Origin of the sequence: Neisseria sp. MVDL19-042950 (assembly GCF_030504625.1) — a bacterium.
In the GTDB taxonomy this organism is placed as follows: domain Bacteria; phylum Pseudomonadota; class Gammaproteobacteria; order Burkholderiales; family Neisseriaceae; genus Neisseria.
Window position 1 is genome coordinate 1 of the sequence record NZ_JAUKWH010000003.1, and the last position, 16,567, is coordinate 16,567.

Consider the following 16,567-nt stretch of genomic DNA (forward strand, 5'->3'; position numbering starts at 1 on the left):
CTACGTGCGCCTGTTGCCGTCTGAAAGACAGTTCAGATACCCGATTATCGGGTATCTGAGGGGAATAAAAGGATATTTAGAACGGAAAACAGCCGAAACCCTGTGTTTGGTTTTCGGCTGTTGGGTAAAGGGGCTATTTTGCAAAGGTCTCAGGCCGTCTGAAATATTTTCAGACGGCCTGTTTCTTATCAACGTTCCCGCAAAACGCAGAAATATATCGTAAACGGTATTGCCGCCACGGTTTCGGGCTATTTCGGATTTATTGACAGATTAATCCACCCTTGTCCGACATGCCGTATGCCGTCTGAAACTTATTCGTTGGAATACTTTGTTTTACGTTACAATGCAGCTTCTTTTAATGATGATTTTCAAAAACATGCTGTATCAATTATTGCGTGATATGTGGGACATATTACGTTTGCGCTATAGATCTCCTACCGAATATCTCTACACTCTGCCTGTATTATCGGCCGTATTGCTGCTTATCGGCTTGGTTAATGCTGCCGGAATGTCGCAACTGTTCGGCAAAAGCACGGCGGCAATCATATTTTCCGTATTACTGAGTATTTTTAAATGGCTGCTTCTCAGTCGCGCGATGAGCGGAGTGCTCCACTATTATGGCTCACCCAAACTGCCATTTTTGGGGTTTGTGTTGGCAACGGAAGCACTGGTTATTCCTGCGCTGCTCGTGTTTTATGTACCTGCTCTCGGCTCAATCGGTATTTTTTGGCAAGTATGGACTTTTTGGGTGCAGGCCATCGGTTTCATGAAAATGGGACAACAATCCGCCTGGAAAGTATTACTGGGCTATATTGTCTATCTGGTTGCTTTGATGTTTTTCGGATCTTTATTGATACTGTTGTTCACTCAGATGGGTTGGATGGATTTACAGAGTATTAATGAACAGGCGAACGCCATTTGGGGAGCATCAACCAAGACTCTTTAAAAAAATTAAAAATTGAAGCGGATAAACAGCCATGCGAAACCGCTTCGGTCTTTTTATATTATGTTTTTTTATTGAAAAGCCGACATATTTTCATATGTCGGCTTTTCTGTTTTCAATTTTTTATTTCAACAAATACAAGTTGTTCCTACAACATATCCGATTAAACACTCTTCACAATCCAATTTGATATTCTTGGATTTTATACATCAAAGCCCGTTTACTGATACCTAAAGCTTTAGCCGTACGTTCCCGATTACCATTATGCTTTTTCAACGCCTCGCGAACCATACTGCATTCATAATTTTTCATCGACTCCCGTAATGTTTTTTGATTTACCCCTTCTTCATCCGTAGTATCCGGTTCTGCCAAAAGGCGTTTACTTTCTCCCAATACAACGGGGGGCAAATCATCCGGATAAATAGACAGCCCTGTCGACATGATTACTGCATGTTCGATTGTGTTGGAAAGCTCGCGAACATTACCGGGCCAAGTATAGGATTTTAAAACTTTTATTGTGCTTTCATCCAATTCTAAAAAATTATGTTGATGCTCGACACAAAACTTCTGCACAAAATGCCGAGCCAATAATGTGATATCTTCAGGTCTCTCGCGCAACGGCGGTAACACCAGCGGCATAACATTTAAGCGATAAAATAAATCCAAACGGAATTTATTCTCTTCGACAAGCTCCGCCAAATTACGATTTGTAGCGGCAATAAGGCGAAAATCCGTTTTAATGGTTTTACTGCTGCCAATCGGCTCAAACTCTCTTTCTTGCAAAACACGCAACAACTTTACCTGCAGATTGGTAGACATTTCACCTACTTCATCCAAAAACAATGTCCCGTTGTGAGCCCTTTCAAACAATCCTTGCTGACGGCTTTGTGCTCCCGTAAATGCACCCTTTTCATGACCGAACAAAGTACTTTCAAGCAGACTTTCCGGCAATGCACCACAGTTGATTTTAATGAAAGGCCCTGCAGCCCGCTCACTGTAATGGTAAATTGCTTTTGCTACCAACTCCTTACCGGTTCCACTTTCACCCGTAATTAAAACAGTTGCATTGGTTTGGGAAACTTTAGCAATCTGTCGGCACAATTCCATCATTACCGGACTGCTGGTTAAAATTCTCTGAGGATTTCCTTCTTCGTCGTAAAGTTCCAATTTATCAATAATGAAACTTTCTTCTTGGGATGACTGTTTATATTGCAGAGCCTTTGCGACCAGCGCTTGTATTTCATCCAAATCAAACGGCTTGATAATGTAATCGAATGCACCGGATTTAAGCGCAGTAACAGCCGTATCTACTCCGGCGTAGGCCGTCATCAAAATGACAGGAACATCCGGTCTTGCATTTTTTAGATGCTGCAATACCTGTAAGCCATCCATTTCCGGCATTCGGATATCCAATAAAACCAAATCAATAGTTTCATTAAACTTATCAACGGCCTCTTTGCCGCTTTTTGCCGATTCTATTTGATGACCACTCTCTTCCAATACGATGGAAAGCAATTTTCTGACGTTCTCTTCGTCATCAGCTATCAATATCTTCATATACTATTTTCAAAATTTTTATCTTCAAATGGAAGGAAGACTAACCGTGGCTACGGTTCCTCCATTGATATTATTTTTAATCTGGATTGTCCCTCGGTGTGAAGTAACAATCTTTTCTACCATCGCCAAACCCAATCCGGTACCTGAAGGCTTTGTAGTAAAAAAAGGTGTAAACAAATGGTCTTTGAGATCCTCGTTAATACCACATCCTGTATCAATAATCTCAATATATTGGCAATGACTGTCTTCTGAAAGGTATGTTTTAATTGTTATAGTTCCCTCGCCCGAAATAGCCTGAATCGCATTAATAATTAAATTTAACAACATTTGTTTAATCATAGCCGCATCTAAATAAACTGGCGGCAACGAATCATCCAATATTAATTCAAAATGAATGGTCGGAGAATATTTGGATGTATTCACCAAAATCAATGTATCTTTAATTACCTGATTAAGAGAAGCAGGAGAAAAATAATTCTTATGCGGTTTTGATAAATCCAATAACTGACGGATAACTTCGTTAATCGAATCTACCTCCTTCAAAATAATATCAATATATTCTTTACGATGCTTTTCAGATATATCGTTTTTCTGTAAATACTGCACAAATCCCCGGATAGCAGTTAATGGATTACGGATTTCATGTGCAACTCCGGCCATTAATTCTCCAATTGCGACCAATCTTTCAGTTTGCTGAATAATCCGTTGCATTTCTTGCTGCTCGGACAAATCCTTAAACACCAGCACTGCGCCGATGATTTTCCCATTATGGTTTTTCAAATGACTGGTACTTAAGCTGAGATGAACAACTCTGCCTGAAACCGGAAAATCCATTTCAATGCCTAAATGATTAGTACCATTATGCAATGTATCTAAAAGTGGGCTTTGATAATTTTCATCATCAATGATTGAATGATACGGTTTACCAATGACATCACTACGTTTATACCTAAAAATCTTTTCGGCTGCCGGATTCAGCATGGTAACCAAACCATTGTTATCTACTGTAACAACACCATCAATGATGCTATCCAAGATCATTTCATTTGTTGATTTACTTTCATTAAGTGCCAACGCAAGCTGGTTTATTCCTTCGACAATAGCATTCATTTCACCCTTAATATTTGGTAAAGGAGTACGCAAGTCCAAAGGAAGTTTCTTTAATCCCTGCCTAATGATATCTATATCAGTATTCATCCGACGGGAAAGAACCCATGTCAGAACAATACTGGAAATTAATCCGAGCGAACATACCAATACTATACGTTTGTCTAAACCCATCGCTTGAAGACTGATATCTTCTGCCAATTCGTTAGTCCAAATATATCCTTGTATTTTTCCGCTACGGATAATCGGCACCATCGCGTTCATAATATTGCCGCGTACTTGCGGACCTTGCCACACAAGCGGCTTACCGGAAGACATGACCATTCTCCCCGGATGGTCATTTGAAATTGTGATTCCGACCTTATCGCCATATTTAATATGCGGCCCATACACAACTACCGCATCAAGCCCGCGATGGTAGTAACCGGCAGCTATTTTAGGATTATTTTGTAAAATTCTTTCCAAATAAGGGGAAAGTTTATTATTTAATTGTTTGATTTGCTCATCCCGTGGTAACTTTGAGTTAACCTGATCGAAAGTTTCCCCCAACTCTAAATCCAACACATGCGCGATGGTAAATAATTTTTGCTCTTTTTCTTGTAACAAAAGAGCAATACCTTCCCTTTCGACCAAATAAGCGATAGAAAAAATTGAAATACAAGTCAGGAATACGCTGAGAAACATAATTCTGATGCGTAATTTTTCCGGATATAGCTTCTCTCCAAGACGAAGCATTATTCCCCTTAAATAGGATTTGAAAGTCATTGCAGGTGCAAATCTCCATGTTTCTATAAAACAGGCTTATACCTGATTTAAATCAGGTATAAGCCATTGTTATGACGAAAAATTAATTAAATACGCTCAATAATCATGGCAATACCCTGACCGCCCCCGATACAGAGGGTAGCCAAACCAAGATTAACATCGCGTTCAATCATACCATACAACAAAGTCACTAAAATACGGGCACCGCTAGCACCTACAGGGTGGCCTAAAGCAATGGCACCGCCATTCACATTAGCCTTGTCTAAATCAAAGTTCAACTCACGTCCTACTCCGAGGAATTGAGCAGCAAACGCTTCATTGGCCTCAATTAAATCAATATCCTGTAAAGTTAATCGGGCTTTTTCCAATGCTTTTCTAGTAGCCGGTACCGGACCTAAACCCATAACGGAAGGATCAACCCCCGCACTAGCATAACTACGAATTCGGGCTAATGGTTTTAATCCCAATGCTTTGGCTTTACTTTCTTTCATAACCAACAATGCAGCGGCACCATCGTTAATGCCGGAAGCATTTCCAGCCGTTACCGTACCGTCTTTTTTGAACGCGGGTTTGAGTTTAGCCAACCCTTCCGCCGTACAATCCAGCTTCGGATATTCATCTTTTGAAACAATGAATTCACCTTTTCGAGTTTTCACTACTACGGGAGTGATTTCTTTTTCAAAAGCCCCGCTCTGCAATGCTTTTGCCGCCAGTTTTTGTGAGCGCAAAGCAAATTCGTCTTGCTCTTGACGACTGATACCGTATCTTTCTGCGATATTTTCCGCTGTTATCCCCATATGGTAGTGGTTTATCGCACAAGTCAACCCATCTTCAATTAAAGAGTCTCGAAGCTGTTGATTACCCATACGGCATCCTGAACGGATATGGCTATCCAACAAGAAAGGAGCTTGGCTCATATTTTCCATACCGCCGGCTACAATAATTTCAGCATCACCATTGGCAATCGCTTGAGCAGCCAACACTACACTTTTCATACCTGAACCACAGGCTTTGTTGATGGTAAAGGAAGAAATATGCTCTTCAATCCCTGCTTTTAAAGCAGCTTGGCGTGCAGGATTCTGACCAATTCCGGCTTGCAAGAGATTTCCCATGATAACTTCATCAATGGCGGTTTTATCCACCCCGGCTCTTTTCAAAACATCTTCAATTACTACCGCACCAAGATCTACCGCGCCAACACCTGCAAATGCTCCGTTAAAACTTCCCAGCGGGGTTCTGGCTGCGCTTACAATAACAATATTTTCCATTTTTCAAATCCTTATATAGGTCACAAGAAATATAAACCAATCACAAAGATCGGGGCAGTAAAGATCAATGCTGTCATGCAATAACCCATCACATCACGCACACCCAAACCGGCGATACCAAGGGCGGGCAATGCCCAGAAAGGTTGCGCCATGTTCATCCACTGCTCACCATATGCAATAGCCATAGTTGATTTGCCAAGATCGGCACCAAGCGCTTGAGCGGCAGGGATAACGAACGGACCTTGGATAACCCAGTGGCCACCACCTGAAGGGACAGCAAAGTTAATCAAAGCAGAACTGAAGAAAGTGAGCACAGGGAAAGTATCTTTAGTGGCAATATTGATGAAAAATTCAGTGATCAACCCACCGAGACCGGAATGCTCCATCATCAGTTGAATACCGGCATAAAAAGGGAATTGGATGAGAATGCCCGAAGTGCTTCTTGTCGCATTAACAACGGCACGCATATAAGCCATCGGAGTGCCGTGCAACAATATTCCTGTAATCAGAAAAATAAGGTTGACGTTGTTAATGGTCAGATTGAAGCCATTCTTGTAGAAATACATCCCCAAGTAACCATATCCCAATGCGCCGATGGCATAAGCAAGCAGGCGACTTTCTTCCATACGTTCGGCTAAAGTGGCATCAGGGCCGAGTTGTTTGGTAAACACCGGATCGGGAGCCAGCAATGCGGGATCTATACTTCTTGCTTCACCTTCTTTAGGCATCATCATGCGAGTAATGAAAGGTAAACACAGAACTAACAAACCGATGATGAAGATGTTGTAACCGGAAAAGAGCGTGGAAGAAGCCGGAATAATGCCTTGCGGATTACTTTCCGTGATCATGAGATGGGCAACCGGATTGCCGGGAGTGGCGGCCAGCAACGGCATGGAACCGGAAAAGCCACCTCCCCAAGTCATGAAACCTATATAGGCACAGGCAATCAGAAGAGCATAATCGGTACCCTTGATACGTCTTGCTACTTCTTTGGCAAACATCGCGCCTACTACTAGGCCAAACCCCCAATTGATGATGCTGGCAATCGCCCCCATGAAGGTAACGAGCATGACACCTTGTGCCGGTGTTTGTGCTATTGAAGCCGTACGCCCCAAAAACGACTTAACCAGCGGAGACGTGGCAAGGGCATTACCCGTTACCACAATCAGTGCCATTTGCATACCGAAACCGAGTAGGTTCCAGAACCCGTCACCCCACATATTGACAAGATCAACAGGGGTACTGTCGGTTAATCCCCAAGCACACAGAAAAGTGACAAAGGAGAGAAGGACGGCAAAGATCAGCGGGTCAGGCAAATATTTGCTGACCAGTGTCGTCATCACACGGGAGACTTTGCTGATCATGATTCCAGTCCTTTCCGACTAATGCACATTTCTTTAAAGTCGTCGCAAACAACAAAATCGGCTTCGGTATTTGCTTTAATGGTTTCGAGGTCTACGCCTGGTGCATGCTCGGTAAGAACCAACTGGCCATCGATGAATTTGAATACCGCCAACTCAGTAACAATAATGTGCACTTTTTTTCTTGCGGTAAGCGGCAGGGTGCATTGTTTGAGGATTTTTGAGCTACCGGATTTAGAACAGTGTTCCATGCCGATAATTACTTTGCGGGCACCGGTAACCAAGTCCATGGCTCCGCCCATGCCGGGTACCATCTTACCGGGCACCATCCAGTTAGCTAAATTACCTTCCTGATCCACTTCCAATCCGCCCAATACGCAAGCATCCACATGCCCGCCGCGGATCAGAGCAAAAGAAAATGCGCTGTCAAAAGTGCAACCGCCTTTCTTAATACTGCAAGGCTGGCCGCCGGCATTTACCATGTTCGGATTTGCTTTTTCCGGATCAAAAGCAGCCAAGCCTAAGAAACCATTTTCAGACTGCAAAGTAATTTCCACATCATCCGGCAAATAATTCACAACTTGCGTGGGTAGCCCAATGCCTAAGTTCACTACATCACCGTTTTTCAATTCCATTGAAATTCTGCGGGCAATCAATTCTTTAGCGTTCATAATCAAGCTCCTTATTCCGGGTAAACAATGTAATCAACAAGTGCAGCGGGAGTAACCACTTCATCCGGTGAAATTTCGCCAACACCTACAACCTCTTCTGCTTCAACGATTACTGTTTTCGCAGCCAATGCAATTAACGGGTTAAAGTTTTGTGCGGCCAATTCATAAACAAGATTACCCTCCTCATCAGCTTTTTTTGCTTGCACGATTGCCAAATCTGCTTTGAGCGGAAGTTCCAATAGATAATCGATTCCGTCTACTTCAATCTTTTGCTTTCCTTCCTCAACAACAGTGCCAATACCGGTTGGCGTTAAGAAACCACCCAAACCGGCTCCCCCCGTACGAATGCGTTCAGCCAAAGTTCCTTGCGGAACCAATTCCACTTCCATTTCCCCTGCAATCATCTTCTTACCTGTTTCAGGATTGGTACCGATGTGAGATGCAATGACTTTTTTCACACGGTTATTTACAACCAACGGGCCCACGCCGGTATCAACCAAAGCCGTATCGTTACCGATTAATGTCAAGTCTTTAACGCCTGAGTCCAAAATCGCTTGAACCAATTTGGCCGGAGTACCAATACCTATAAATCCGCCGAACATAATCGACATACCATCAGATAAGTGATTTTGTATTTCGGATATTTTGATTCTCTTTGTTGCCATAACAGACCTCCAAAACATTTAATTAAACAATTGCACAGCAAGTGCTGTTACTAAATGTTTAGCAATCCATATGCCAAGATAGAATTTATGCAATATATCGATACAACTTATTAATACTTATATGTTTATTTTTCAAATAAAAAATGACTTCAACATTTTATTTGTTAGCGGCCATGCAATTTTTTGCACTTGGTATGCAATTTTTTTCGCCCTTTTTACTTCAAAAAAGAAAAAATTTGCATGAATTAAGACAGAAAGCCTTTTAAGACTTACTTTCCACTTGTACCGATAACAATATTTCGATAACAAGCTGCGGCGATACGACGAAACACAAAGTTACCATCTTCCTTACGGAATGATTGCAATCTTTATAAGGCTGAGTTTCGGCATTACATACTGAATTTATTGGATTGGAATGGAATCTATATTCGATTCGCTTTTTGACAGATACTTTTAAGATAGGCATAAAATAATTTTACGCCATTGGGATGTTTTGTTTTCCAAGAAATTATGATTTTAAAATGAAGAAATTCCCTTATATAACCAGATATGAAAAGAAGCTGGGCTGCTACACACAGGTTGGTTGCTTTGCACAAAGATTGCATTTTAATTCAAAGCTTCTCTGCTTATTTCTATCATCAACAGCCCGCTTTATTATTATGCTATACGTCATCCGCACAGAAAAACGTATGTAGCAACTGAATGGTTTCGCTAACCCGTCCATCGGCAATGTAATACAAGCGTTCCCGATGGCGTACTTCGCAATTGACCAATCCGGCTTCACGTAACAAAGCCAATTGGCTTGATGTTGCAGCTTGGGGCAAGCCGGTCATTTCTGCCAGCTCGGTAACATTCCGGCGCTGATCCAACAAAGTGCAAAGCACCGTCAAACGGTTGGTATTAGCAAGCAATTTTAAGAAGGCAACAGCTTCATTACATTTGGAAAATAAATCTTCCATCATTCATTCTCTTCACTTCGATTTCAAAAATATGTGCTGCACTACGCAAGCACTTCGGCAAATGGGAGATACAGCTTTATCCCATCTGCGAATCGATTGTACAACGATTTAAAGGTTGCCGACTCGGAGTTTACAAACTGATACACCTCACCGGTAAATCAGTATGCCTCCGATATCGACAACCCTTTAATCACTCTGCTTTAAAAGAAAGAAATAAAATCTTTCTAAATTAGCAGATTAACAAACTCCTCTATTCCACAGCGTAAAGGCCAGCAATCTGGCCATACCGCAAAATCCGGTTATACCGGCCACCAACAAACTGACAACAATCTGAACTTGCCGCATCAGCTCTATCGGTTGCGAAGTATTGATTTGCGTCGGCTGACCGGCGGCTTTCCAGCCGTCCAAACCTTTTTCCAGAATATAAGGTCTCTTTGCCGTTTGTCGTCTGTGCCAATAAATCGACAGCCCCTTTGGTACGCATGCCCGATTTGCAGTGGGAAATCAGACAATCCGCCTGCGTCGCTGCTTTCGGCAAGCCTTGCATTTGCAATTGGGCTAAAGGCTGCAATACTGCGCCTTCAATATGTTCGCGGCGATATTCGTCCGGCCGGCGGATATCAATCAATAACGCCCCTCGGGTAACTTTGTTCGCGGCATCGGCTGCCGTAATGGTAGAAATAGCCATAAATCTTTCTTTCTAATACCGCAATCTTGCCGCACAAAACCGGTTTTGGCCGGTGCGGATTAAACGCTTCAAGCGGTACGTTTTCCTTTATTTTTTATTGAGCGGGCAAGTGTTAATGCCCAGCAAAGAATACACAACACAATAAGACATCAATCCGGTTGCAAGCGGGATTACGCCCAGCCAACCCCACCAGCCGATCACTCCGGTAGCGGCCATTATCATCAAAGCCGCTCCCGCTACAATACGCAATACTTTATCGATTCCGCCCACGTTGCGTTTCATAACGCCCTCCTTGCTTTTTAATTTAAGAATGATTTTCATATAGAAAAAATTCCATATATGTAAAATAATATATAAGGTTTTGCAATGTGTCAAAGTGATTTTCGGACGGCCTTTTGAAAAACAACAGCCGAAGCGCGCTTCAAACACGCTTCGGCTGTTTGACACTGATTCATCGGCTTATTCGCCGATTTTCAGTTTACTCTTCATACGCGCTCATCGGCGGGCAAGAGCATACCAAATTTCGGTCGCCGTACACATCATCCACCCTGTTCACGCTCGGCCAGAATTTGTTTTCGCGCACATAAGGCAGCGGGAACACGGCTTCTTCGCGGGTGTAGGGGTGTGTCCATTCGCCGTCGGTTACGTTGGCGGCGGTGTGCGGGGCGTTTACGAGCGGGTTGTCGTCTTTCGGCCATACGCCGTTTTGTACGTTCAGCACTTCCTGTTTGATGGACTTCAGCGCGGCGATGAAGCGGTCGAGTTCGGCTTTGCTTTCGCTTTCTGTCGGCTCGATCATCAGCGTACCGGCCACGGGGAACGACACGGTGGGGGCGTGGAAGCCGTAGTCCATCAGGCGTTTGGCGATGTCGGTTTCGGTGATGCCGCTTTCGGCTTTGAGCGGACGCAAATCAACGATACATTCGTGCGCGACGCGGCCGTTTTTGCCGGTGTAGAGAATCGGGTAATCCGCGCTCAGTTCTTTGGCGACATAGTTGGCGTTCAGCAATGCCCATTGGGTGGCCTGCTCCATGCCGGTTTTGCCCATCATGGTGATGTACATCCAAGTAATCGGCAGGATGCTGGCGGAGCCGTAAGGCGCGGCGGATACGGCGCTCATGCCGTCGGTTGTGCCTTCCACGGGCGATACGGTGTGGCTAGGTGCGAACGGGGCGAGATGGGCTTTCAAACCGATGGGACCCATGCCTGGGCCGCCGCCGCCGTGCGGGATGCAGAAGGTTTTGTGCAGGTTCATGTGCAGCACGTCCGCGCCCACTTCGGCGGGCTGCATGATGCCGATTTGGGCGTTCATGTTCGCGCCGTCCATATACACTTGGCCGCCGTGGTCGTGGATGATTGTGCAGATGTCGCGAATGCCTTCTTCGTACACGCCATGGGTGGACGGATAGGTAATCATCAGCGCGCCCAAGTTTTGTTGATGCTCGGCGGCTTTGGCTTTCAAGTCTTCGATATCGACGTTGCCTTTTTCGTCGGTTTTCACAATCACCACTTTCATGCCGAGCATTTGCGCGGTGGCGGGGTTGGTGCCGTGTGCGGATTGGGGAATCAGGCACACGTCGCGGTTAGGCTGGCCGTTGGCTTCGTGATAGCGGCGGATAGACAGCAAGCCGGTGTATTCGCCTTGCGCGCCTGAGTTCGGCTGGATGGAAATCGCGTCAAATCCGGTGATGGCTTTGAGCTGGTCTTGCAAATCGGTGAGCATCTGCATGTAGCCCGCCACTTGGTCGCGCGGGGCGAAGGGGTGGATGCTGCTGAACTCGGGCCATGTAATTGGCAGCATTTCGCTGGTGGCGTTCAGCTTCATGGTGCAGCTGCCGAGCGAAATCATGCTGCGGTTCATTGCCAAGTCGCGCTCTTCCAGCTTTTTCAGGTAGCGCAGCATTTCGTGTTCGGTGTGGTAGCTGTTGAACACGGGGTGCTGCAAGATGGCATCTTTTCTCAAGAGGCCGTCTGAAAGTTTGCTCGAGGCTTTTTCAGACAGGCATTGTGTTTTGCCGGTGAAGAGCTCCACCAGCTTGGCAAAATCGTCGGCGGACGTTTCTTCGTGGAATGCCACGGCCAACACGTTTTCGTTCACTTGGCGCAGGTTGTAGCCCGCGTTTAAGGCGGCCTGATAAATCTCTTTGGCTTTGGCGCCGCAATCTACGGCCACGGTGTCGAAGAACACTTCATGCACCACTTTGAGGCCGTCTGAAACCACCGCGTCGGCAAACGCAGCCGCCAGCGCGTGAATGCGGTTGGCAATGCGTTTCACACCTTCGGGGCCGTGGTAAACCGCGTACATGCCCGCCAAATTGGCCAGCAGAGCCTGCGCGGTACAGATGTTGGAAGTCGCCTTTTCGCGGCGGATGTGCTGCTCGCGGGTCGATAAAGCCATGCGCAGCGCGGGTTTGCCCGAAGCGTCTTTCGACACGCCGATAATACGGCCGGGCGACGAGCGTTTGAATTCGTCTTTAAACGCAAAGTAAGCCGCATGCGGGCCGCCGAAGCCCATCGGCACGCCGAAACGCTGGGTGTTGCCCAAAGCAATGTCCGCGCCCAAAGAAGCAGGCGATTTCAGCAGCACCAAGCTCATCACGTCGGCCGCCACCGCCACAATCACGCCTTTTTCTTTCAGACGGCCTACCACGGCTTCCAAATCGCGCACATCGCCGTCTTTGCCGACATATTGGAACAGCGCGCCGAAGAAATCGCCTTCGGAGGCCGTCTGAAAATCGCCTACCACCAGCTCAAAGCCAAAATATTTGGCACGGGTTTTCATCACGTCGAGCGTTTGCGGATAAACGCGCTCGTCCACAAAAAATTGATTCGATTTAGACTTACTCACGCGCTTGGCCATCGCCATCGCCTCGGCCGCCGCCGTCGCCTCGTCCAACAACGACGCGCCCGCTACTTCAAAGCCGGTGAGGTCGATACACATTTGCTGGAAGTTCAACAAAGCCTGCAAACGGCCTTGCGCCACTTCCGACTGATAAGGCGTATAAGCCGTGTACCAGCCCGGGTTTTCCAGCACGTTGCGCAAAATCACATTCGGCAGGCGGGTCGGGTAATAACCCAAGCCGATATAGCTTTTGTTTACCTTGTTTTTCGCCGCCACACCTTTGAGCTTCGCCAACGCATCGGCCTCGCTCAAGGCCTCGGGCAGATTGAGTTCAGACGGCATACGGATGCTTTGCGGCACGGTATTGTCGATAAAACCGGCCATGCTGCTTTCGCCGAGTGCTTTCAATAGCGCCGCTTCGTCTTTGAAACTGATGTGGCGTGATGCAAATTCGTTTTGGTTAAACAAATCTTTGAAATCCATGATTTTTCCTTTGTGGATGAATTAAAGTTTGATTGGAGGCCGTCTGAATAATTTCCGATTATTTCAGACGGCCTGATTCTTTAGCGAACCGATATCTGTTTGTTATTTTTTCTTTTTCAGACGGCCATATACCCAACTAAATAATGCAAGCAACATGCCGCCGGCTGCAACCCAAAGCGCCGGTTGCATATGCTTCCGCAACGTTTGTTCAAAAACCGCCGCTTCCTGCAACACATTCTGCCTGTTGTCCACATACAATTTTCCGCCTCCCAAAGGTAATACATATTGAGCGCGGACGACACGGTATTCACGCCGCTGAAAACGTACCAAAGTCAAATCCACTTGCGTTAATTCGACATTTCTCATGCTTTCGCTGCACAGCGTATCTTCAAGACCGTTACAGGAAACCGGTACGGTACCGCCTTCCGGCAAATACCAGCGCAAAAAGTGTGCGCAGCCGCTTTTATTACATTGAAACACGCTACGGAGCCGTGCATCTGATTGGCTGATTTCCTTAATATTCAGGCCATACCGCAGCGTTTGTCTGTTCATAGCATACTGAAAACCGTAAACCGTCAGAGCACATACGGCAACCGCCAGTCCCAACACCATCATTCCGACAGCATGATTGCTTTTAGTCGGAACGGGCTGCACATAGACCAAACGCAAACCCAAACGGCTGCATAAGTTTTTTACCAGCGAAACCATCTTTTTTTGCGATATAAAACCGTCGCAAACAAACAATTCGCCTTTTTCGCCCTGCTGCGCATGGGTCAGATGAACTGCCCCCATGTCGCACCATAAACCGTATTGTCCGTCCAGCTGCCATGATTCATCCAAACGGCCTTTGGTGTAATAAGCAGCAGTTTTTTCCTGCACGTCCAAACAAATGCAACGCTTCGGATTTATACTCAAACCGACATAAAAAAACCAGAACACACTGGCAAACAATATCCTATCCAAAAACGGCCAAACCGTATCTCTTGGCAACGCCAACACGTCGAACCAAAACAAAGCGTCAAGTATCCAGCAAACTACAAAAAACAGATTGACGCCGCGCAAAACCGCCGCGCTCAACATGGGCGGATACATGGAAAACCAAAGCAATGTTTTGCCGATTGCCAGCTCCGCACTCAAACGCTCGAGCATTTGACGGCTGTTTTCCCGAAAAACATATTCGGGAATTTGCCGAGCGGGAATGTTTAAGCTGTCTGTTGATTTATCCATTTTTCAGACGGCCTCCAAAGGTTTGATGGCCGCTCCCTCTGGCGACACTTCCAAATACCCGCCCTGCGCCCCATACCAATCCGGCAGCACATAACGCTTCACCGTTCTGCCGTTGAAAGTATGCTCATGCACATCCGGCCGGTGCGTATGGCCGTGGATGATGGCTTCGGCCTGCGGATAACGGCTTAAGGCCGTCTGAACGCCGCGTTCGGTAACGTCGGAAATCGGCGTTTGCCCCACTTGCCGTTTCCTCCGTTTGCTGGCGGCACGGATTTTGGCAGCGATTTTTCGGCGGCGGCTTTGCGGCAGGGCAAGCAGCAGTTTTTGCAGCCACGGCCGGCGTATGATGCGGCGGAAGCGTTGGTAGGAAATATCGTCGGTACACATTTCGTCGCCGTGGGTAATCAGATAGCTTTTGCCGTAAAGTTCGACGGTTTGGTTTTCAGGCAGCAGCGTCATGCCCGCTTGGGCGGCATAACGTTTTCCGAGCAGAAAATCGCGGTTGCCGCAAATAAAATATACCGGCGCGGTTCGGCCGAAGTCTTTTAAAGCCGAGGCCGTCTGAACGGCGGTGTCGCTTAATACGTCATCGCCCAGCCATACTTCAAACAAGTCGCCCAGTATGTAAAGCGCATCTGCGTTGCCCCGCCAGTTTTCCAGCGCTTGGAAAAACAAACGGTTCAATTCCGGCGTGTCGTCGGACAAATGCAAATCAGCGATAAATACGGTTTTGGGCATCATGTTTTATTCGGATATTCAAAATTGCGGCATTCTAGGGTGTTTAAATTCTCAAGGTAAAGTGTGCGGTTGTTTTCAGACGGCCTTCTTCGCCATCTTGGTTTTTACCATGCCTTTGCCTGCAATCAGCAAAGCCAGCGCTTGCACGCCCAGCAACACCCACACCACGCCGTGCCAGCCGCTTTGTTGGTATGCCAGCCCGCACAGCCACGCGCCGAAGGTGCCGCCGCCGTAGTAAGCCATGTAATACAGGCCCGAAGCCAGCGACCGCCCTTCTTTTACGTTGACGGCGATATAGCTGATGGTAGCTGCCTGCGTAACGAACACGCCCGACGACATCAGCACCAGAGCGACGACAATCCCCGCCAGCGGTTCAGCCGACGTAGCCAGCACGCCGGTCATGGAAACCACCACCGCCGCCATAACCGTGCGCGCGCTGCCGAAACGGTTAATCAGTTTGGCCGATAAAGGCGTAATCACCATACCGATTAAATACACGGTGAAAATATTGGCCAAGCTGCCGCTGTCGAGGCGGTAAGGTGCTTCGGCCAAATGCAGGTTGATGTAGGTAAAGCAGCCGACCAGCGAACACAGCACACAAGCCCCGAGCGCGCAGGCTGTCAACACGTAACGGTTGCGCAGATGGCCGCCCAGAGTGTTCAAGGCCGTCTGAAAATCGGGTTTCGGCACAAACCGTTTCGACTTCGGCAACTGCTTCCGCACAAAAAACGCACCGGCCAAACTCAGCACTGCCATCACGTAAAATGCTGCGCGCCAACCCATCATTTCGCTGAGGTGGCCGAGCAGAAACCGCCCCGAAAAGCCGCCCAACACCGTACCCGCCACATACAGCGACATCAGCCGCGCCAATGCCGTGCCGATAAACTCCTCGCCGATGTAAGCAATCAGTACCACCGTAATCCCCGGCACGGCGATGCCCTGCAAAAAGCGGTAAAACATCATCTGCTCGATGGTTTGCGACGTGGCCAGCAAAGCCGTCGGCACGCCGAGAAACAACAGCGAGCCGACAATAAAGATTTTGCGGCCGGCCGCGTCGGAAAGCATACCCATAAACGGCGACATCAACGCCACGCCGAGCACTGTCGCGCCCACCGCCAAACCCGCCTGCACTTCGGTTGCGTGCAACTCCCGTATCAACACCGGCAGAACGGCCTGCACGGAATACACTTGGATAAATGCAAACACGCCAACCAGCGTAACGGCGAGCATCAACAAAAGGTTGGGTTCGGCATAAGACGGAGCGTCGGTATTCATGAAATCTGCTTTAATCGG

Annotated in this window: 14 protein-coding genes; 1 reads left to right on the forward strand and 13 read right to left on the reverse strand. The window is 46.9% G+C overall.

The window, feature by feature from the left end; all coding sequences use genetic code 11:
- The first annotated feature begins 358 nt into the window (after positions 1 to 358).
- Entirely contained in the window at positions 359 to 946 is a 588-nt protein-coding gene (locus Q0X97_RS03250; RefSeq protein ID WP_302066136.1) for a hypothetical protein, read from the forward strand.
- 171 nt (positions 947 to 1,117) lie between these two features.
- On the opposite strand, the gene Q0X97_RS03255 is transcribed toward Q0X97_RS03250, so the two are convergent.
- From Q0X97_RS03255 to Q0X97_RS03315, 13 genes are all read right to left on the reverse strand, one after another.
- Complete coding sequence (locus Q0X97_RS03255) at positions 1,118 to 2,500, reverse strand: sigma 54-interacting transcriptional regulator (protein ID WP_302066134.1); 1,383 nt, start codon at positions 2,498 to 2,500, stop codon at positions 1,118 to 1,120.
- A 24-nt stretch (positions 2,501 to 2,524) separates the two neighbouring features.
- Positions 2,525 to 4,372, reverse strand: coding sequence for a two-component system sensor histidine kinase AtoS (atoS, locus tag Q0X97_RS03260; RefSeq protein ID WP_302066132.1), 1,848 nt, complete (start codon positions 4,370 to 4,372; stop codon positions 2,525 to 2,527).
- 86 nt (positions 4,373 to 4,458) lie between these two features.
- Positions 4,459 to 5,640, reverse strand: a complete 1,182-nt coding sequence (locus tag Q0X97_RS03265; protein ID WP_302066131.1) for an acetyl-CoA C-acetyltransferase — start codon at positions 5,638 to 5,640, stop codon at positions 4,459 to 4,461.
- A gap of 20 nt (positions 5,641 to 5,660) precedes the next feature.
- Positions 5,661 to 7,004: a TIGR00366 family protein gene (locus Q0X97_RS03270; protein ID WP_302066130.1), complete on the reverse strand. Its 1,344-nt coding sequence runs from the start codon at positions 7,002 to 7,004 to the stop codon at positions 5,661 to 5,663.
- Entirely contained in the window at positions 7,001 to 7,672 is a 672-nt protein-coding gene (locus Q0X97_RS03275; protein ID WP_302066129.1) for a 3-oxoacid CoA-transferase subunit B, read from the reverse strand. Before Q0X97_RS03275 ends, Q0X97_RS03270 begins: the two co-directional genes overlap by 4 nt.
- Positions 7,673 to 7,683: 11 nt before the next feature.
- Complete coding sequence (gene atoD / locus Q0X97_RS03280) at positions 7,684 to 8,337, reverse strand: acetate CoA-transferase subunit alpha (RefSeq protein ID WP_302066127.1); 654 nt, start codon at positions 8,335 to 8,337, stop codon at positions 7,684 to 7,686.
- A 662-nt stretch (positions 8,338 to 8,999) separates the two neighbouring features.
- The gene (locus Q0X97_RS03285; protein ID WP_302066167.1) at positions 9,000 to 9,296 is read right to left on the reverse strand and encodes a helix-turn-helix transcriptional regulator; all 297 of its coding nucleotides are present in this window, start codon (positions 9,294 to 9,296) and stop codon (positions 9,000 to 9,002) included.
- Positions 9,297 to 9,546: 250 nt separating this feature from the next.
- Positions 9,547 to 9,984: a rhodanese-like domain-containing protein gene (locus Q0X97_RS03290; protein ID WP_302066125.1), complete on the reverse strand. Its 438-nt coding sequence runs from the start codon at positions 9,982 to 9,984 to the stop codon at positions 9,547 to 9,549.
- 87 nt (positions 9,985 to 10,071) lie between these two features.
- The gene (locus tag Q0X97_RS03295; RefSeq protein ID WP_302066123.1) at positions 10,072 to 10,266 is read right to left on the reverse strand and encodes a DUF2892 domain-containing protein; all 195 of its coding nucleotides are present in this window, start codon (positions 10,264 to 10,266) and stop codon (positions 10,072 to 10,074) included.
- Between the two features lie 196 nt (positions 10,267 to 10,462).
- On the reverse strand, positions 10,463 to 13,309 hold the full coding sequence (gene gcvP / locus Q0X97_RS03300) for an aminomethyl-transferring glycine dehydrogenase (protein ID WP_302066122.1): 2,847 nt from the start codon (positions 13,307 to 13,309) through the stop codon (positions 10,463 to 10,465).
- 102 nt (positions 13,310 to 13,411) lie between these two features.
- The gene (locus Q0X97_RS03305; protein ID WP_302066120.1) at positions 13,412 to 14,536 is read right to left on the reverse strand and encodes a hypothetical protein; all 1,125 of its coding nucleotides are present in this window, start codon (positions 14,534 to 14,536) and stop codon (positions 13,412 to 13,414) included.
- A 3-nt stretch (positions 14,537 to 14,539) separates the two neighbouring features.
- Entirely contained in the window at positions 14,540 to 15,274 is a 735-nt protein-coding gene (locus tag Q0X97_RS03310; protein WP_302066165.1) for a UDP-2,3-diacylglucosamine diphosphatase, read from the reverse strand.
- Positions 15,275 to 15,349: 75 nt separating this feature from the next.
- Positions 15,350 to 16,549 carry an MFS transporter gene (locus Q0X97_RS03315; protein WP_302066118.1) on the reverse strand — a complete coding sequence of 400 codons (1,200 nt, stop codon included), beginning with the start codon at positions 16,547 to 16,549 and terminating at the stop codon, positions 15,350 to 15,352.
- Positions 16,550 to 16,567: the final 18 nt, after the last annotated feature.